Here is a 438-nt window from a genome sequence, read left to right on the forward strand (position 1 = left end):
TGGTGATGCTGCCCGCCACCCTGGCGCTGATCCGCGAGGGCGATGCCAAGAAGGGCGACGTGGTCGGCACCGCCCGCCTCGCCGGGATCATGGCGGCCAAGCGCACCCACGAGTTGATCCCGCTCTGCCATCCGCTCCTGCTCACCAAGGTCCGGGTCGATTGCGAGATCGACGACGCGCTGCCGGGCCTGCGCCTCACGGCGGAGGTCCGCGTGCAGGGCCCGACCGGCGTCGAGATGGAGGCGCTGACCGCCGTCTCGGTCGCCTGCCTCACGGTCTACGACATGGTGAAGGCCGCCGACCGCGGCATGCGGATCGAGGGCATCCGCCTGCTCGCCAAGGACGGCGGCCGCTCCGGCGCGTACCGCGCGGAGGACGCGGCGTGATGGCCCCCGGCGCTCATCCCTCCCCCCTCTGCGGGGGCGGGTGGCCCACGAA

The 438-nt window shown here is 73.3% G+C and carries 1 protein-coding gene; it reads left to right on the top strand.

Going from position 1 to position 438, the window contains the following annotated elements; translation table 11 throughout:
• The coding region (gene moaC / locus MKK70_RS20370; RefSeq protein WP_243949547.1) for a cyclic pyranopterin monophosphate synthase MoaC at positions 1–386 on the top strand (386 nt) is incomplete at its 5' end.
• Positions 387–438: the final 52 nt, after the last annotated feature.

Source organism: Methylobacterium sp. E-041, from assembly GCF_022829665.1.
Taxonomy (GTDB): Bacteria; Pseudomonadota; Alphaproteobacteria; order Rhizobiales; family Beijerinckiaceae; genus Methylobacterium.